The organism is Actinomycetospora corticicola, from assembly GCF_013409505.1.
In the GTDB taxonomy this organism is placed as follows: domain Bacteria; phylum Actinomycetota; class Actinomycetes; order Mycobacteriales; family Pseudonocardiaceae; genus Actinomycetospora; species Actinomycetospora corticicola.
The window spans coordinates 1,564,402-1,580,465 of record NZ_JACCBN010000001.1 but is presented as its reverse complement, the minus strand read 5'-3'; the positions used below and the strand labels follow the sequence as shown (position 1 = coordinate 1,580,465).

The following is a 16,064-nucleotide window of genomic DNA, read 5'->3' as shown; positions in this document are numbered from 1 at the left end:
CGCGGCTCCGGCGTCAGTGCTCGCGGCCCGCGGGGACCTCGACCATGTCGTCCTCGAGGTCCTCGGCGGAGACCGCCGCGGACGTGTCCGGCACGCGCATGTCCTTGGCCTTCTTGTCGGCCATCGCGAGCAGCCGACGGATGCGGCCGGCGACGGCGTCCTTGGTCATCGGCGGGTCGGCGAGCTGGCCGAGTTCCTCCAGGGAGGCCTGCTCGTGCTGCACGCGCAGGCGGCCCGCCGTGATCAGGTGGTCGGGCACCTCGTCGCCGAGCAGCTCCAGGGCGCGGTTCACCCGGGCGGAGGCGGTGACGGCGGCCTTGACCGAGCGGCGCAGGTTCGCGTCGTCGAAGTTCGCGAGGCGGTTCGCCGTCGCGCGCACCTCGCGGCGCATCCGGCGCTCCTCCCACTGCAGCACCGAGGAGTGGGCGCCGATGCGGGTGAGCAGGGCGCCGATCGCGTCGCCGTCGCGCACCACCACGCGGTCGGCCCCGCGGACCTCGCGCGCCTTCGCGGCCACGCCGAGCCGACGGGCGGCGCCGACGAGGGCCATCGCGGCCTCCATGCCGGGGCACGTGATCTCCAGCGCGGACGAGCGGCCGGGCTCGGTCAGCGAGCCGTGGGCGAGGAACGCCCCGCGCCACGCGGCCTCGGCGTCGCACACCCCGCCCGAGACGACCTGCGGCGGCAGCCCGCGCACCGGCCGGCCACGCGGGTCGAGCAGACCGGTCTGTCGGGCCAGCGAGTCGCCGTCGGTGGCCACGCGCACGACGTACCGGGTGCCCTTGCGCAGGTTGCCCTGGGAGAGCACGTGGACCTCGGGCTGGTGCCCGTAGAGCTCGTGGATCTCGCGACGCAGGCGGCGCGCGGCGTTGCCGGTGTCGAGCTCGGCCTCCACCACGACGCGGCCGTTGACGATGTGCAGCCCGCCCCCGAACCGCAGCAGGGCCGACACCTCGGCCCGCCGGCAGCAGGTCTTCGTGACGGCGAGCCGGCTCAGTTCGTCCTTCACCGCAGCGGTCATGGCCACCGTAGGTCCTCCTCGTCGTGGCGGTAGGCGCCGTCGGTGGGCGTGAAGAACACGTCCGCTCCGAGCCGGCGCCGTGCCGCTCTCCCCCAGGTCTCGACTCGCGCGTCCCACTCGTCGTCGGGCACGCGCTCGCGCGAGGCGGCACTGCCCGCCGCCTCCCGCAGGGCCCCGGCCAGTGCCACGGCATCGTGGCGCGGGGCGCCGTCGGGTTCGCCGACGGCGGTGAACAGGGTGGTCGCGCCGAACGCCTCGGCGCCGCGGCGGAGCCGGTCGGGCTCCGGCGTCGCGTCGGGATCGGCGATCACGACGTCGAGCCGCAGCCGCGGGGCGTGCTCGGCCAGCGCGTCGAGGTGCTGCTCCGGCGAGAATCCGGCGGTCTCCCCCGGCTGCGGCGCCAGGTTGAGCACCAGCACCCGCCGCGCCTCGGTCTCGCACAGCGCGGTGAACAGCTCGGGCACGAGCAGGTGCGGCATGACGCTGGTGAACCAGGAGCCCGGCCCGAGCGTCACCACGTCCGCCGTCCGGATCGCCTCGACGGCCTCCGCGCACGCCTTCGGGCGGCGGGGCACCAGCCGGACCTGTCGGACGTGGCCCGGCGTCGTCGCGACCGCGACCTGCCCCCGGATGCGGTGCGCGATGTCGTCGTCGGTGGCCTGCGACGGCGAGAGGCCGAGGCCCGTCACGTCGGCCTCGATGTCGACCGGCACGGTGCTCATCGGGAGCACCCGGCCGCGCAGCCCGAGCAGCTTGCCCGCCTCGTCGAGGGCGGCGACGGGGTCGCCGGTGACGTCGAGGAGGCCTGCGAGCACGAGGTTGCCGACGGCGTGCCCGGCCAGCGCGCCCGACCCGCCGAACCGGTGCTCGAACAGCCGTCGCCAGGCCGAGACGTCGGTGGGTCCCGCGTGGTCGCGCTCGGCGAGCGCGTCGAGCGCCATCCGCAGGTCGCCCAGCGGCAGGATGTCGAGCTCCCGGCGGATCCGGCCGGACGACCCGCCGTCGTCCCCGACCGTCACCACCGCGGTCACGTCGTCGGTGAGCCGCCGCAGCGCGCGCAGCGTGGCGTGCAGGCCGTGGCCGCCGCCGAGGGCGGTCGCGCGGAACGGGGCGCCGGGGCCGTCGCCGTTGCCGTTGCCGTTCACTCGCGCCCCACGTCCCGGTGCGACACGGTCACCCGCACCCCGTCCTCGCCGGCCATCCGGCGGGCGATCTCCTCGGCGATCGCGACGCTGCGGTGCTTCCCGCCGGTGCAGCCGACCGCGACCGTGAGGTAGCGCTTGCCCTCCCGGCGATAGCCGACGCCCACGATGCGCAGCAGCTCGAGGTAGCGGTCGACGAACTCCGCCGCGCCCTCCTGGGTGAGCACGTAGTCGCTGACCACGGCCTCACGACCGTCGTGCTCGCGGAGCTCGGGGATCCAGTGCGGGTTGGGCAGGAACCGGACGTCGACGACGAGGTCGGCGTCCTGGGGCAGCCCGTGCTTGTAGCCGAACGAGAGCACGGTGACGCTCGAGGTGACCTCGGCGGCGCTCTCGTGGAACGCCTCCTCGATCGCCTTGCGCAGCTCGTGCACCGAGCGGTTGGAGGTGTCGACGACGAGGTCGGCGAGGTCGCGCAGCGGGGCCAGCAGCTCTCGTTCCGCATCGATCCCGTCGACCAGGCGGCCGTCGCCCTGCAGCGGGTGCGAGCGGCGGTTGGACTCGAAGCGCCGGATCAGCACGCTGTCGTCGGCGTCGAGGAAGACCACGCGCGGACGGGCGCCGCGGGTGTCGAGCTCCTTGATCTGGGTGCCCAGGTCGGCGGTGAACGCGCGGCTGCGCACGTCCATGACGACGGCGATCCGGGTCACCTGGCCCTGCGAGCGGGCGCCGAGGTCGACGACGGTCTCCAGCAGCTCGGGCGGCAGGTTGTCGACGACGAACCACCCCAGGTCCTCGAGGACCTTGGCCGCCGTACTGCGCCCCGCCCCCGAGACCCCGGTGACGATGGCGACCTCGACGCCACCGTCGTGCTCCCCCCGGCCGCTCACGACGCCTCCCCCGTGTTGAGTGCCTGCAGGACCGCCTCCGCGGTGCGCTTCCCGACGCCCGGCACCTCGGTGATCTCCTCGACGGTCGCCGCCCGCAGTTTCTTGACCGACCCGAAGTGCTTGATGAGCGCGGTCTTGCGCGTCGACCCGAGGCCCGGCACGCCGTCGAGCTCCGAGGCCGTCATGCGTGCCGAGCGCTTCTGGCGGTGGTAGGTGATCGCGAACCGGTGCGCCTCGTCGCGGATCCGCTGCAACAGGTAGAGCGCCTCGGAGGTGCGCGGCAGGATCGCCGGCATCTCGTCGCCCGGCAGCCAGACCTCCTCGAGGCGCTTCGCGAGGCCGCACACCGCCACGTCGGTGATGCCGAGCTCGGAGAGCACCTCCTGCGCGGCGGCGACCTGCGGGGCGCCGCCGTCGACGACGAGCAGGTTCGGCGCGTAGGAGAACTTGCGTGGCCGACCCGTCGTCGGGTCGATGCCCGGGAGCGGGCCGTCGATCTCGGCGGGGTCGATCTCGCGCGTCGCCGGGGCCCCGTCGGCGGTCTCGCCGGAGCAGGAGGTCGTCGTCGGGTCGTGCTCGGCGTCCTCGGCGGTCTCGCGCAGGTAGCGCTGGAAGCGGCGCCGGACGACCTCGGCGATCGCGGCGACGTCGCCGCCCTCCGCGCCGCCACGGATCGCGAACCGGCGGTAGTCGGCCTTCTTCGGCAGCCCGTCCTCGAAGACGACGAGGCTCGCGACGACGTCGGAGCCCTGCACGTGGCTGACGTCGGTGCACTCGATGCGCAGCGGCGCCGAGTCGAGCTCCAGGTACTCCTGGATCTCCTCGAGGGCCGCGCTGCGCGCCGTGAGGTCGCCCGCGCGCTTGAGCTTGTGCTGGGTCAGCGACTCCTTGGCGTTCCGCTCGACGGTCTCGGCGAGCGTGCGCTTGTCGCCGCGCTGCGCGACCCGGACGCTGACCCGGCTCCCCCGCAGACCGGTGAGCCACTGCGTCAGCGTCGCGTGGTCCTCCGGCAGCGCCGGCACGAGCACCTCGCGCGGCACCGGCTGCACGGCGTCGTCGGCCGACCCGGCCAGCGCGGCCTGCTCGCCGTAGAACTGGGAGAGGAACTGCCCGACGAGGACCTCGAGCGAGTCCTCCTCTCCGCGCTCCACGACCCACCCGCGCTGGCCCCGCACGCGCCCGCCGCGCACGTGGAAGACCTGGACGGCGGCCTCCAGCGGGTCGAGCGCGAAGGCCACGACGTCGGCGTCGGTCCCGTCGCCGAGCACCACGGCCTGCTTCTCGACGACGCGGCGCAGCGCACCGGCGTCGTCGCGCAGGCGGGCGGCCCGCTCGAAGTCCATCTCCGCCGACGCGGCCTGCATCTCCTTCTCGAAGCGGGTGATCAGCTGATCGGTGTGGCCCGCGAGGAAGTCGCAGAAGTCGAGCACGATCTGCCGGTGCTCCTCGGCGGAGACCCGCCCCACGCACGGCGCCGCGCACTTGCCGATGTAGCCGAACATGCAGGGCCGGCCGATCTGACCGTGCCGCTTGAAGACACCGGGTGAGCACACGCGGGCCGGGAAGACGCGGGTGAGCAGCTTCAGCGTCTCGCGGATCGCCCAGGCGTGGGCGTACGGCCCGAAGTAGCGGACGCCCTTGCGGCGGGGGCCCCGGTAGACCTTGAGCTGCGGGTACTCCTCGTTCAGCGTGACCGCGAGGACCGGGTAGGTCTTGTCGTCCCGGTAGCGGACGTTGAACTGCGGGTCGTACTCCTTGATCCAGTTGTACTCGAGCTGGAGGGCCTCGACCTCGGTGCCGACCACGGTCCACTGGACCGCCGCCGCGGTGGTGACCATGCGGCGGGTGCGCGGGTGCAGCCCCGACAGATCGGCGAAGTAGGAGTTCAGGCGGCTGCGGAGGCTCTTGGCCTTGCCGACGTAGATGACGCGACCGCTCGCGTCGGAGAACCGGTAGACGCCAGGCGCCTCCGGGATGGTTCCCGGGGCGGGGCGGTAGGTGCTCGGATCGGCCATGGCGAGCACCAGCGTAGGCGTGTCTCCTCAGCGTGTCGGCGTGCACCCAAGCGGGTGGTGTCGGCGTGTCGTTCGGCGTGTCCCACCGCGAGACACTTGCCAACCGGTGTGTCGGCTTGCGTCACCAGCGGCCGTACGTGTCCTCCCGCTGCCACTCCTCGCGTCGCCGCTCGAGCGACCTGCGCAGCCTTCGGTCGCCCCGTCGCGCGACGCACACGGCGGGCCCGCCCCGACCCGGCGTCGGGAAGGGCTACTTGGTGTCGAGGACGAGGAAGCCCTCGGCGTAGCGGCGCTGATCGGCGGGGGTGCCGTCGTCGCACCAGCCCGCGGACTTGGCCTGGGAGTAGCCCCACATCTGCATGCGCTCGGCGAGGTCGGTCATGTGGCCGGTCTGCGACTCGTGGGCGCGGAGGGCCTCGATCTTGAGGTCGATCGTGTCGGTGATGTCGAGGTAGCGGTCGGCGCCCTCGCCGGGGTTGGCGATCCAGGTCTCCGGCACGGTCCAGGCCTCCAGGCCCTCGTCGGCGAGGAGCTCGGGGTGGGCGAAGGGGTTGCGGGCGTCGGGGTAGATCGCGCACATGGACGCCTCGCCGGCGGCGATGTGGTCGGGGTGGCTGCCGTAGGTGCTGCGCAGGTTGCGGGTGGGCGACGGGACGACGGCTCGGTCCGGGCGACGCTTGCGGATCACGCGCGAGAGGTCGCGGCGCAGCTCGTGGGTGACGTAGAGCCTGCCGTCGGGATAGCCGAGCCAGTCGATCTCGCCGACGCCGTAGACGTCGGCGGCCGCGCGCTGCTCCTTGCGACGCAGCGTCGCCATCTCCCCGCGACCGACGGCCTCGTCGAACCCGCCCGCGTCGCCGTCGGTGACGATGCAGTAGTCCACGGTGTCGCCCTCGGCGATCCACTTCGCCACCGAACCGCCGCTGCCGAAGTCGATGTCGTCGGGATGCGCGACGATCATGAGGATGCGAGCCACGAGCACCGTTCTACCGGGTCAGGCCCCGAAACGCCGGTAGAGGGGTCGCAGTGCCTCGCGGGCGTCGACGCCGTCGACGCTCACGCCGAGCGGCGGCATCTGGTCGAGCAGCTCCTCCGAGGCCCCTGCAGCCGTGTCGGTGTGCCCCACCTCGGGCAGCGGACCGCCGGCCGTCCAGAACCGGTCGACGACCTGCGCGAGCGGGGTGACGGCGGGCCCGGTGTCGTCGCGGCGGTCGCGGATGCCCGCCAGGAGGGTGGAGCGGTCGCGGCCGCGCCACCGCAGGATGAGGAACGGATCCTCGTCGAATCGTTCCGCGACCAGGTAGGCGACGGCCGCGAGGTGCTTGCACGGGACCGACCAGTCCGGGCAGGAGCAGTCCATCGGCATCTCGCGGGCCCCCGTCGGGAACAGCGAGAGCCCGACGCGCGCGAAGACGTCCTCGAGGTCGTCGGGCACCGTCCCGCCGAGCAGCGAGGCGGCGAACCAGGAGTCGGCGGCGAACGCGCCCTCGACCGCGTCCCAGGCCTCGTCGGCGAACGTCGTGATCCCGATCCGCGCGCGGTAGGGCTCGGAGCGCGACCCCTGCACCGTCGCGACCACCTCGCCCGGGTCGATCGCGAGGTCGATCACCTGCCCGGCCCGGGCGTAGGTCTTCCCGCGGTCCAGCCGTCCGCCGACGCCGAGCTTCTCCAGCACGGCGAGGAACCGGCCCGACCACCAGGACTCCCCGATCGCCCCGCGGCGGCTCTTCGCGGCGATCCCGTCCTCGACGGCGATGCGCCTGCCGTACTCGGAGAAACTCGCCGGAGGCTCGGGGAACTTCTCCCGGAACGGCTCGGCGGAGCGGCGACGTCTAGGCGGCATCGTCGTCGTCCTCCAGGTCGGCGTCGCCCTCGTCGTCGGCGTCCGTCGTCGCGTCGGCGCCGAGCGACACCATGCGGCGCAGCTCGTCGGTGGACAGGCCGGTGAGCCAGTCGGGGTCGTCCCCGCCGTCGCCGATGACCTGCCCGGCGAGGGTGCGCTTGCCCTCGATCAGGTCGTCGATCCGCTCCTCGACGGTGCCGCCGCAGACCAGCTTGCGGACCTGCACGGTGCGCTTCTGGCCGATCCGGAAGGCCCGGTCGGTGGCCTGGTCCTCGACGGCCGGGTTCCACCACCGGTCGAGGTGGATCACGTGCTGGGCCGCGGTGAGCGTCAGGCCCGTGCCGCCGGCCTTGAGCGAGAGCAGGAACAGCGGCGGACCGCTCCCGTCCTCGGCCTGGAACGCCTCGACCATGGCGTCGCGGGCCCGTCGCGAGCTCCCGCCGTGCAGCCACAGCACCTCGACCCCGAACCGCCGCGCCAGGTGCGGGGCCAGCGCGTCGCCGAACTCGGTGAACTGCGTGAACAGCAGGGCCTTCTCCCCCGCGGCCAGGATCTCGGCGACGATCTCCTCGACGCGGGCGAGCTTGCCGGAGCGCCGGCCGAGCGCGGACCCGTCGTGCAGCAGCAGGGCCGGGTGGTCGCACACCTGCTTGAGCTTCGTCAGCGCCGCGAGGACCTTCCCGCGCCGCTCGATGCCCTCACGGCCCGCCGTCTCCAGCCCGGACAGCGTCTCGGTCATCTCGTCGACGACCACCTGGTACAGCGACGCCTGCTCGGCGGTGAGACTGCAGCGCTCGACCGTCTCGATCTTGTCGGGGAGGTCGTCGACCACGGTCCGGTCGGTCTTGACCCGCCGCAGCAGGAACGGGCGGACCGCCGCCTGGAGCCGCTTCGCGACGTCGCCGCGGCCGTGTCGCTCGATCGGCACGGCGTAGCGGTCGCGGAACGCGGTGACGGTGCCGAGCAGGCCGGGGTTGACCGCATCCATGATCGACCAGAGCTCGGCGAGCCGGTTCTCCACGGGCGTGCCCGTGAGGGCGAGCCGGTGCTCGGCGTCGATCGCGCGCACCGCGCGGGCGGCCCGCGAGCGGTTGTTCTTCACCAGCTGCGCCTCGTCGAGCACGAGCCGGTGGTAGCGGTGGCGGGACAGCTCGGTGAGGTCGCGGGTCAGCGTCCCGTACGAGGTGACGACGAGGTCGGCCGCCGCGAGCACCGCGCCCAGGTCGCCCGTGGTCCGGCCCGCGCCGTGGTGGACGACGACGCGGAGGCCGGGGGTGAACCGCGCGGCCTCCCGCTGCCAGTTCCCGACGACGGAGGTGGGCGCGACGAGCAGCGTGGGCGCCGCTTCCCCGCTGTCGGGAGCCCGCTCGTGGGCCTCCAGGGCGAGGACCTGCAGCGTCTTGCCGAGGCCCATGTCGTCGGCGAGCACCCCGCCGACCCGCAGCCCGGACAGGAACGCGAGCCACGAGACGCCGCGCCGCTGGTAGGGCCGCAGGGTCGCCTCGAGGGCGGGCGGGTCGTCGAGCAGCTCGAGGTGCGCGTCGGCGGCGCCGGAGAGCAGCGCGCCGAGCGAGCCGCCCGCCGTGACGTCCTCGACCGGGAGCGGCGCGGCCCACTCCGGCGGCAGATCGTCGTGGTAGGCGGAGTGCAGGGTGAGGACGTCGCCGACGGTCCCCTCGGTCGGCGCCCGGTCGAGGAACTCCAGGCCCGCGCGGAGCCGGTCGGGGTCGACCGCGACCCAGCGCCCGCGCAGGAACACGAGCGGTGCCTTCGCGTGGACCAGCGCCCGCATCTCGTCCTCGGACAGCGACTCGCCGTCGACCGCGAGCTTCCACGAGAACTCGACGAGCTCCTCCTTGCGCAGCCGTCCCCGGAGCGCGACGACGCCCTCGGGTCCGGCGCCCCCCGGCGCGTTCGCGGTGATCCCGAGGCGCGCCGGCTCGGACCACCAGCTGGGCAGCAGCACCCCGAACCCGGCCCGGTCGAGCGGGGCCGCCACGTGGAGCAGGAAGTGGTGGGTGCCCGCGCGGTCCAGCTCCATCCCCGTCGGGCGGGGCACGCGCAGCGCGTCGGTCAGCTCCGGGTAGAGGGCGGCCGCCCGTCCGAGCTCGGCGAGCAGCATCTCGCTCGGGTCGTCGAGCCACCGCCGCAGCGACCCGGCGTCGCGCCAGATCGACTCGGCGGTGACGCGCAGGCTGGCGTCCTGGGCGGACTGCAGCGAGAACTCGAGCCAGAACCGGGGCTCCCCCTCCACGGCGTGCCCGAGGTCGTCCACCACGATCTCGGTGAGCCGGAACGTGCCGCGGGCCGGCCCGGCGTGCGGGGCGCCGACGACCTCCCAGCGGGCGAGCCCGGCGTCGAGCTCCCCGGCCGCGACGGCGTCGAGGAGCGCGGGGGCGGGCGCCTCCCCGCGGAGACGGTGGCGGGCCTCGGCGTCGACCAGGGCCGTGAGCGCCTCGGTGAGGAGCTCGGCCGGGTCCGGCCCCACCCCGTCCGCCACCGGGCGGCCGTCGAGGGCCTCGGCGCGGACGGCGGGCGGCAGCACGGCGGCGAACGCGTCGGCGGCGACGAGGTCGGGGCCCTGGAGCACGGGGTGCCAGCCGAGCGGCCCGTCGTCGTGCTCCGGGGCCGGGGCGGGGAGGACCCGGCCGCGGGTGACCAGGTCGGCCGCGAGCCGTCCGAGCGTGCGCAGGACCGCGAACTCCGCGCCCTCTCCCGGGAGCGGCTCGCTACGCAGCAGGACGTCGGGCTCGAGCTCCAGGACCGGCACGGTCCACGGGGCGAGCGCGGCGGCGTCGGCGGGGGCGTCCGCGGGCACCGGGGCACGGGTGGCACCCGCCGGACCGTCGGTGGAGGGCAGGTGCAGGACCGCCTGCCCCTCGGCCCCCGTCGTGCCGAGCGCGGCGGCGACCGCCCGCAGCTGCTCGTGGTCGGCGGCGAACGGGTGCGGCCGGGCGCCGCGCGCCCGGCTGCGGGCCGCGGTTACCGCGAGGCGCGCCGGGTCCTCGGCCCAGAGGCAGAGCCCCCGGCCCGGGGACCACGCGGCGTGCAGCGCCAGCATGCGGTGGGGGCCCGTCAGGCGAACTGGACCTGCCCGTTCACGACCGTGGTCGTGACGGGGGTCAACCCGCTGTCGGCCGGGCCCTTCTTCAGGGCGCCGGACGTGGCGTCGAACTGGCTGCCGTGGTTCGGGCAGGTGATGGTGCCGCCCTCGGGCGGGTCGACGGTGGTGCCCTGGTGCGGGCAGGCGGCGTCGAAGGCCTTGATGACGCCGGCCTGGGGCTGGGTGAGCACGACCGGCCCGTTCGGTCCGTCCACGACCACGCCGCCGCCGACCGGGATCTGCGACACCGGGGTGCCGCTCGCGGCCGGGGCGGTGGTGGCCCCGGACGCGCCCGTTCCACCGGTACCGGTCGCCGGGGGCGCCTCGCTGCCCGACGAGCAGGCGGCGAGCGCCGCGGGCGCGGCGAGCGCGACGACGAGCCCGCAGAGGGCACGACGGCGGGTCAGGCCGGTGGGGGTCCCGGGCGCGTTCTCGATGGTCACGGGTGGTGGCCTCCGTCGGGGGTCGCGGTGGTGTCGCGGCTGGTGGTCGAACCTACCGGGGCCGTCACTCGGGCAGGGCGAGCAACCCGGAGACGACGTCGTCCAGGGTCTCGGCCACGACGTGCGGCCGGAGTACGGCATCGGGGACCCGACCCTCGAGGCGCTCGCAGTAGCCGCCCAGCAACCCGGCGGACAGTGCGCCGTGCACGTCCCACGAGTGCACGGCGACCAACGCCGTGCGTGCGGGCTCGCCGCCGACCCGCTGCACCGCGAAGTCGTAGACCCGCCGCGGCGGCTTGAACGAGCCGATCTCCTCGCAGGAGAAGACGTCGGCGAGCAGGTCCCGGACGCCCGCGTTCTGCAGGGCGGCGCTCGCGGTCTCGGCCGAGCCGTGGGTGAACCCGTACGCGGCGATCCCGGCGTCGCGGAGCAGCGTGAAGGCCTCGCGGACGTCGTCGTGGGCCGGCAGCTCGCGGAACCCGTCGAGCACGGACGCGACCTGGTCGTCGTCGAGGTCCCGGCCGCTGGTGCGGCGCAGCATGTCGGTGGCAACGGTGCGGAACGACGGCGCCTCCCCCGCGAGCGTCATGGCCATGCCCTGGTGCAGCAGCCGGGCGAAGAACAGCTCCAGCTCGTGCTCCGGGCGGCCCAGCGCGACGAACCGAGGCCGCAGGCCCTCGAGCTGCAGGCAGGTCTCGAAGAGGTCGAACAGCACGACCTTCGGACGGCGGGCGGGCGCGAGCTGCGGGGCGGTCACGGGCGCCCATCGTGCCGGGTGGGCGGCAGGTCGGCGCGCCGAGGAGCGGCCCGACGCGGGGCGCTGCGGGACGCGACGGAGCCGCGGGAGCCGACCCGACCCGACGTCAGGAACGGGCGAGCTCGGCGTTGACGCGCGAGGGCCAGGCCGGGCCGCCGTAGACGAAGCCGGTGTAGGACTGCACGAGCGTCGCGCCGGCCTCGAGGCGGCGGCGGGCCTCCGCGGCGTCGGCGATCCCGCCCACGGAGACGATCGTGAGGCGGCCGCCCACGCGGGCGACGAGCCGGTCGAGGATCGCGCGGGCGGGCTCGACCAGGGGCGCGCCGGACAGTCCGCCGGTGCCCGCGGCGTCGACGACGGCGGGGTCGGAACGCAGGCCGGTGCGCGCCACCGTCGTGTTGGTGGCGACGATGCCGTCGAGGCCCGCGGAGACGGCGAGGTCGGCGACCGCGTCGACGCCGTCGTCGTCCAGGTCGGCGGTGATCTTGACGAGCAGCGGCGTGGCGCCGATCTCGGCGCGGACCGCGGCGAGCAGGGGCCCGAGGGCGTCGACGCCCTGGAGGTCCCGCAGCCCCGGGGTGTTCGGGGAGGACACGTTGACGACGACGTAGTCGGCGTGGGGTCCGAGGGCCCGCGCGGAGTACCGGTAGTCGGCGACCGTCTGCTCCGGCCCGGACGCGGCCTTGGACTTGCCGATGTTGACGCCGAGGACGGTGCCCAGGGGTCCCGCGGCCCGGACCTCGGCGAGCCGCTCCCCCACGGCGTCGGCGCCGGCGTTGTTGAAGCCCATCCGGTTGACCAGCGCGCGGTCGTCGGGCAGACGGAACAGGCGCGGTCGCGGGTTGCCGGGCTGCGGGCGGGCGGTGACGGTGCCGATCTCCACGGCGCCGAAGCCCAGGCGGGCGAGCCCGCGGATGCCCTCGGCGTCCTTGTCGTAGCCCGCGGCGACCCCCAGCGGGGACGGGAACGTCAGCCCCATCGCGGTGACGGCGAGCGCCGGGTCCGGCGCCCGTTCGGGCAGCACCGGCGTGGCCGCGGCGAGGGCGCGGAGGCCGATCCGGTGGGTCCGCTCGGCGGGCACCCGGACCGCGACGTGCCGGAAGAGCTGGTCGTAGAGCGACATCACCCGGCGTACTTCGCGTACAGCTCGCGCAGGGACCGCACGCCGCGCACCGCGTGCTCGCGGTCCACCGCCTGGATCGCGGAGACCACGAGGTACTCGTCGTCGGGCAGGTCGAGGCGAGCGAACTGGGCGCCGTCGGGGAAGCTGATCCCGACGACGTCGGTCCAGGCCACGCGGCGGGTCAGCAGCGTCGCGCGCACCTCGACCCCGCCCGAGCCGGCCCGGACGCGGGGCCGGGTGAACAGCAGCGCGCAGCCCGCGAGGATCAGCCCGAGGACCACCATCGCGACCTGGTCGGCGGGCCGGAAGTTGAAGCCCGCGGACTGCACGTACACCAGCAGCGCGCCGGTGGCGAAGAACGCGAACAGCAGGACCGCCAGCACCCACGCGACCCAGCGGATGCGCCGCGGGCGGATCTCCAGCTCGACCGGCCCGAGCTCGAGGCCCTCGGGCGGGACGACGACCGGGGAGTCGGCACTCATCGGGCGAACCCGCCCGGGCTGCGGTGGGCGCCGTCGCGCAGGTCCTTCAGCGTCAGCGCGGCGTCGAGGGCGGCGACGACCGCCTCGAACCCCTTGTCCTCGGTCGACTGCGGGGTCCCCGCGCGCTCCCAGGCCTGGTCGAGGTTCTCCGTCGTCAGGACCCCGTTGCCGACCGGGGTGCGCTCGTCCAGCCCGACCCGCAGCAGCCCCGCCGTCACCGCGTCGCAGACGTAGTCGAAGTGCGGGGTCGCGCCCCGGATGACGACGCCGAGCCCGACCACCGCGTCGTGTCCGGCGGCGAGGCCCTGGCAGACGACGGGCAGCTCCATCGCGCCGGCGACGCGGACGACCGTGGGGGCCTCGACCCCGGCCCGGTCGGCGGCGAGGAGCGCGCGCTCCAGCATCGTCTCGACGATCTCGGCGTTCCAGCGGGTCGCGGCGATACCCAGCCGCAGGCCCGTCGCGTCCGGTGCCGCGATCTCCGGGCGGCCCTGGGTGCTCATGCGCCGGACTCGCTGCTCGCCAGGCCGGCCTCGTACACGTCGAGCCCCTCGAGGTCGTGGCCCATCCGGTCCCGCTTGGTGCGCAGGTAGCGGAGGTTCTCCGGGGTGGCCCGGAGCGGGAGGGCGACGCGGTCGAGGATCTGCAGGCCGTAGCCCTCGAGGCCCGCGCGCTTCTCCGGGTTGTTGGTCAGCAGGCGCATGCTCTTGACGCCGAGGTCGGCGAGGATCTGGGCGCCGGTGCCGTAGTCGCGGGCGTCGGCGGGCATGCCCAGCGCGAGGTTCGCGTCGACGGTGTCCGCCCCGGCGTCCTGCAGCTGGTAGGCCTGCAGCTTGTGGATCAGGCCGATCCCCCGGCCCTCGTGGCCGCGCACGTAGAGCACGACCCCCCGGCCCTCCGCGGCCACCGCCGCCATCGCGGCGTCGAGCTGCGGCCCGCAGTCGCAGCGACGGGAGCCCAGGACGTCGCCGGTGAGGCACTCGGAGTGGACGCGGACGAGGACGTCCTCGCCGTCCCCGAGCTCGCCGTAGACGAGGGCGAGGTGCTCGATGCCGTCGAGCAGCGAGTCGTAGCCGTAGGCCTCGAACTCGCCGTGGATCGTCGGGAGGTGCGCGTGGGCGACCTGCGCGACCTGCTTCTCCGAGCGGCGTCGGTAGGCGATGAGGTCCTTGATGGTGATCAGCGCGAGGTCGTGCTCGTCGGCGAACACCGCGAGCTCCTCGTAGCGCGCCATCTCGCCGTCGTCCTTCTGCGAGACGATCTCGCAGATCGCGCCGGCGGGCTCGAGCCCGGCGAGGCGGGCGAGGTCCACCGCGGCCTCGGTGTGGCCGGGGCGGCGCAGCACCCCGCCGTCGCGGGCCCGCAGCGGGACGACGTGGCCGGGGCGGGAGAGGTCGGTGGAGGCGGAGGCCGGGTTCGCGAGGACCTTGATGGTGCGCGCCCGGTCGGCCCCCGAGATGCCCGTGCCGACGCCCTCGCGGGCGTCGACCGACACGGTGTAGGCCGTGCCGTGCCGGTCCTGGTTGATGGAGTGCGCGGGGGGCAGGTCCAGGCGGTCGCAGGCGTCGCCGGTCAGCGGCACGCAGATGTAGCCGGAGGTGTAGCGCACCATGAACGACACCAGTTCCGGCGTCGCCATCTGCGCGGCGAAGATGAGGTCGCCCTCGTTCTCGCGGTCCTCGTCGTCGACCACGACGACGGCCTTGCCCTCGGCGATGTCGGCGATCGCCCGCTCGATGTGCTCGAAGCCGTCCACGTGGTTCATGCTCCCGACTCCGTCCGTTCCGACTGCTGCTGCGGCGACGCTCCGGTGCCCAGCAGCCGTTCGACGTACTTGGCCACGACGTCGACCTCCAGGTTCACGGTCGCCCCGACCTCGCGCGACCCGAGGGTCGTCTCGGCGAGGGTGGTGGGGATCAGCCCGACGGCGAACCCGTCGTCGTCGACCTCGGTCACGGTGAGGCTCACGCCGTCCACGGCGATCGAGCCCTTCTCGACGATGTACCGGGCGATGCCGACCCCGCCGTCCGCGGCGCGCGGCGTGCTGAACCGCACCGCCGTCCAGTGCTCGGAGGCCTCGATGCCGGACACCGTCGCGGTGCCGTCGACGTGGCCCTGCACGATGTGTCCGCCCAGGCGGGCGCCGGCGGCGAGGGCGCGCTCGAGGTTCACCGGGGTGCCGGAGGCCGCGTCGGCCAGGCTGGAGCGCCGCAGCGTCTCCCCCATGACGTCGACCGCGAACGAGTCCGGCGCAGGGTCGACCACGGTGAGGCAGACGCCGTTCACGGCGATCGAGTCACCGGGCCGGGCGTCGGAGACCACCAGCGGGCCGCGGATGCGCAGCCGCGCGGAGTCGGCCTGCGGGGTGACGTCGACGATCTCGCCGACCTCCTCCACGATCCCCGTGAACACTCGCGGCTCCCTGCCCGTCGACTACGACCGTCTTCGACTCTGAACGAACGACCTCGCCTGCATCATCCTCGCGCGGCCCCACCGCACCGGTCCCGTTCCCGGTGACAACCGCCACTGCCCAGGTTACTCGCGAGTAGTGAGCGAACGGTGGGGGGACACGGCCGCCGCCTGCTCCCGCAGGGCCGCGACCGCGCGGGCCGGATCGTCCGCGCCGTAGACCGCGGAGCCCGCGACGAAGCAGTCGACGCCGGCCTCGGCGGCCTGCTCCACGGTGTCCGCGCTGATCCCGCCGTCGATCTCCACGAGGACCGTCAGGTGCCCGGTGTCGACCAGGCGCCGCGCCGTGCGGACCTTGTCCAGCACCTCGGGCATGAAGCTCTGGCCGCCGAACCCGGGCTCCACGCTCATGACGAGCAGCGTGTCGTAGTCCGCGAGGACCTCGATCCAGTCGTCGAGCGGGGTCTTCGGCTTGATGGACAGCCCGGCGAGCGCGCCCGCGGCGTGGAGGTCCTTCGCGAGCTTGCGCGGGTCGCGCGCGGCCTCGGCGTGCACCGTCACGTTGTGCGCGCCGGCCTCGGCGTACGGCGGGGCCCAGCGGTCCGGGTCCTCGATCATCAGGTGGCAGTCCAGCGGGATGTCGGTCGCCTTCAGCAGGCTCTCCACCACCGGGAGGCCGAGCGTCAGGTTCGGCACGAAGTGCGCGTCCATGACGTCGACGTGCAGCCAGTCGGAGCCCGCGACGGCCGCGGCCTCGTCCGCGAGCCGGGCGAAGTCCGCGGACAGGATGCTGGGCGCGATGAGCGGGGCGGGCACGGCCCCAGTCTGTCGCACCC

The 16,064-nt window shown here is 74.6% G+C and carries 15 protein-coding genes; all 15 read right to left on the bottom strand.

The window, feature by feature from the left end:
• Positions 1-13 precede the first annotated feature (13 nt).
• The 15 genes from whiA to rpe all read right to left on the bottom strand — a co-directional run bounded on the left by whiA (position 14) and on the right by rpe (position 16,044).
• On the bottom strand, positions 14-1,027 hold the full coding sequence (gene whiA / locus BJ983_RS07535) for a DNA-binding protein WhiA (protein WP_018333629.1): 1,014 nt from the start codon (positions 1,025-1,027) through the stop codon (positions 14-16).
• Positions 1,018-2,166 (bottom strand): uridine diphosphate-N-acetylglucosamine-binding protein YvcK, encoded by a 1,149-nt coding sequence (locus BJ983_RS07530; protein ID WP_179793252.1) that lies wholly within the window; start codon positions 2,164-2,166, stop codon positions 1,018-1,020. Before BJ983_RS07530 ends, whiA begins: the two co-directional genes overlap by 10 nt.
• A complete protein-coding gene (gene rapZ, locus BJ983_RS07525) occupies positions 2,163-3,053 on the bottom strand; it encodes an RNase adapter RapZ (RefSeq protein WP_179793251.1) in 891 nt (296 codons plus the stop codon). The genes BJ983_RS07530 and rapZ overlap by 4 nt, the downstream gene beginning before the upstream one ends.
• Positions 3,050-5,068 carry an excinuclease ABC subunit UvrC gene (uvrC, locus tag BJ983_RS07520; protein WP_179793250.1) on the bottom strand — a complete coding sequence of 673 codons (2,019 nt, stop codon included), beginning with the start codon at positions 5,066-5,068 and terminating at the stop codon, positions 3,050-3,052. Before uvrC ends, rapZ begins: the two co-directional genes overlap by 4 nt.
• A 250-nt stretch (positions 5,069-5,318) precedes the next feature.
• The gene (locus BJ983_RS07515) at positions 5,319-6,044 is read right to left on the bottom strand and encodes a PIG-L deacetylase family protein (protein WP_343053859.1); all 726 of its coding nucleotides are present in this window, start codon (positions 6,042-6,044) and stop codon (positions 5,319-5,321) included.
• Positions 6,045-6,062: 18 nt separating this feature from the next.
• Positions 6,063-6,911: an SWIM zinc finger family protein gene (locus BJ983_RS07510; protein WP_179793249.1), complete on the bottom strand. Its 849-nt coding sequence runs from the start codon at positions 6,909-6,911 to the stop codon at positions 6,063-6,065.
• The gene (locus BJ983_RS07505; protein WP_179793248.1) at positions 6,901-9,972 is read right to left on the bottom strand and encodes a DEAD/DEAH box helicase; all 3,072 of its coding nucleotides are present in this window, start codon (positions 9,970-9,972) and stop codon (positions 6,901-6,903) included. Before BJ983_RS07505 ends, BJ983_RS07510 begins: the two co-directional genes overlap by 11 nt.
• 14 nt (positions 9,973-9,986) lie before the next feature.
• The gene (locus BJ983_RS07500; protein ID WP_343053858.1) at positions 9,987-10,457 is read right to left on the bottom strand and encodes a Rieske (2Fe-2S) protein; all 471 of its coding nucleotides are present in this window, start codon (positions 10,455-10,457) and stop codon (positions 9,987-9,989) included.
• A 64-nt stretch (positions 10,458-10,521) separates the two neighbouring features.
• On the bottom strand, positions 10,522-11,214 hold the full coding sequence (locus BJ983_RS07495) for an HAD family hydrolase (RefSeq protein WP_179793246.1): 693 nt from the start codon (positions 11,212-11,214) through the stop codon (positions 10,522-10,524).
• Positions 11,215-11,320: 106 nt separating this feature from the next.
• Positions 11,321-12,337, bottom strand: coding sequence for a quinone-dependent dihydroorotate dehydrogenase (locus BJ983_RS07490; protein ID WP_179793245.1), 1,017 nt, complete (start codon positions 12,335-12,337; stop codon positions 11,321-11,323).
• Entirely contained in the window at positions 12,337-12,819 is a 483-nt protein-coding gene (locus tag BJ983_RS07485; RefSeq protein ID WP_179793244.1) for a PH domain-containing protein, read from the bottom strand. Before BJ983_RS07485 ends, BJ983_RS07490 begins: the two co-directional genes overlap by 1 nt.
• Entirely contained in the window at positions 12,816-13,322 is a 507-nt protein-coding gene (ribH, locus tag BJ983_RS07480; RefSeq protein WP_179793243.1) for a 6,7-dimethyl-8-ribityllumazine synthase, read from the bottom strand. Before ribH ends, BJ983_RS07485 begins: the two co-directional genes overlap by 4 nt.
• The gene (locus BJ983_RS07475) at positions 13,319-14,584 is read right to left on the bottom strand and encodes a bifunctional 3,4-dihydroxy-2-butanone-4-phosphate synthase/GTP cyclohydrolase II (protein WP_179793242.1); all 1,266 of its coding nucleotides are present in this window, start codon (positions 14,582-14,584) and stop codon (positions 13,319-13,321) included. Before BJ983_RS07475 ends, ribH begins: the two co-directional genes overlap by 4 nt.
• Positions 14,581-15,231, bottom strand: a complete 651-nt coding sequence (locus BJ983_RS07470; protein ID WP_179793241.1) for a riboflavin synthase — start codon at positions 15,229-15,231, stop codon at positions 14,581-14,583. Before BJ983_RS07470 ends, BJ983_RS07475 begins: the two co-directional genes overlap by 4 nt.
• Positions 15,232-15,354: 123 nt before the next feature.
• The gene (rpe, locus tag BJ983_RS07465; protein WP_179793240.1) at positions 15,355-16,044 is read right to left on the bottom strand and encodes a ribulose-phosphate 3-epimerase; all 690 of its coding nucleotides are present in this window, start codon (positions 16,042-16,044) and stop codon (positions 15,355-15,357) included.
• Positions 16,045-16,064 lie beyond the last annotated feature (20 nt).